This window comes from Paenibacillus anseongensis (genome assembly GCF_009757995.1).
Taxonomy (GTDB): domain Bacteria; phylum Bacillota; class Bacilli; order Paenibacillales; family NBRC-103111; genus Paenibacillus_E; species Paenibacillus_E chondroitinus.
The window spans coordinates 1-1,581 of sequence record NZ_WSEM01000040.1 but is presented as its reverse complement, the minus strand read 5'-3'; the positions used below and the strand labels follow the sequence as shown (position 1 = coordinate 1,581).

General features: G+C 42.8%; 2 protein-coding genes. Both read right to left on the bottom strand.

All coding sequences use genetic code 11. The features are described from left to right. Positions 1-472 (bottom strand): IS66 family transposase (locus GON05_RS38220; RefSeq protein ID WP_157326714.1); only part of this gene is annotated, 472 nt, incomplete at its 3' end. A gap of 43 nt (positions 473-515) precedes the next feature. Beyond that, positions 516-1,541, bottom strand: coding sequence for a transposase (locus GON05_RS38215; RefSeq protein WP_157326713.1), 1,026 nt, complete (start codon positions 1,539-1,541; stop codon positions 516-518). Between the last annotated feature and the right edge of the window lie 40 nt (positions 1,542-1,581).

Below are 1,581 nucleotides of genomic sequence, written 5' to 3'. Positions count from 1 at the left end.
ATGCTAGGGGATCTTTTCTAAATCTTCTCCGCAGCACACTTTCGTTCAGTCTGTTGTTCCAGCGTTCTTTTTGTTGTTTGTAATTTTCATACGAAACAAGACTTAACCTATTCGTTAAGTCTTCCTGTTGTAATGCATCATCAACAAGTACTACGTACTCTCCATTGCGAAGTATGTATTCATTCCAGCTCCGACGGCCTGTCATCCGTCGATGACGGGTCTTCGTCTGCCTGAAAAACCGTTCAAGATCATTGTTTGTTCGAGGTAAGTGGCCATGATTGTAACAAGAAAATAAACCTTTCCAGAAACCCTTTGTGTAACTCGTCACATTCTTTACCATGGAAACATCTGTATCCCTGTCGTAAGTTCTCCATAACCACTCTAGAATAGCTTCCATTTCCTTACGCACCGTGCTGCTGGATTTATCTTTAGCCGGTTCTAACGCGAAGACGATGCGCCGAATTGGATCCATCCATCGGCAAACTTCCTGAAATTGATGCTCGAATGTATTGAGTTTACTGAATATTCTGACGATGTCTTGAAGTATGGAGGGCCCCTTTTTTACTCAGGCACTGTTCCAGTGAGGCCTGAATGGCTTTGGCATTTTGGTAAATTCGCATTCCTGGCAGATCCAGCGGCGGATTTCCGTCTTCTAGCAGCAGAGACCGTACTGAGGCAATGTACCCCTTAGCTACCTCGGTTTCTACGGAGTTCTGAGATTCTATTTTTCGTTCAATTTCTCGAATCCCACGAAGGCTCTTCTTGATCTCTGTTTTAAGTTTTCGATCTAGGTCTACAGCAGGTTTTGCAATGTCTTTCAGGTAATGGTATTGACAATATTGGTAAGGAACATGGGGCAGCAAGGTTTCAAATGCTAGACGAATAGACTGTTGTCCATCACTCACAATGCCAATAATAGGATAACCAAGCTCGACGATGGGACGAATTAGATTTTGTAGTTCTTCAGAAGAGCTACTCTTTAAATTTTTCGCGCTCAGTACAGTGCCACTGAACACTTCACGAATTACATAAAGTGTTTCATTCCCCTTCTCAGGTTGAACACCGTCCATGGATAGCAGTAAACCTCCGTTTTGTTCAGAAACGCTTTTTAATACTTCACGGACATGTTGATCAACACTTGCCCCAAGTAGTGCAAGATACCGCTCGTACAGCATCTGCGCGTTTCGATCTGTCGTTTTGACACCGAGGCGGTTTAGTTCGTCAGCAATTTCTTGACGTGTCATATGTTGTTTAAACCGAAGTTCTCCAACAAGACACAACACATCGAAACCGTATGTTGTGAATTTCATGCAGAGTTTTTCTGCTTCTGCGGATCGGAAAAGCGCACCGAAATGAAGACATTGCTGGTTTGGGCAGCGGTAGGACATGCTCCATGCAAAAATTACGCCTTGTAAAGTAGCAATTTTCTTTTTCCATGCAGCATGTGCTCGTGTAAGTTTTGCCTCGCAGTGAGGACAATTCGTAATTTCAGGACGAAAATAAATTGTTCTTTCAGGTACAATTCGATTTTTTGGACGCATTAGAACCCCTGTTTATTAAAGTAATGGTTACCTTATTACT

What these genes read in the sequence shown, in the direction of transcription:
- GON05_RS38215 (WP_157326713.1), bottom strand. Translation starts at nt 1,541, where the DNA reads ATGCGTCCAAAAAATCGAATTGTACCTGAAAGAACAATTTATTTTCGT.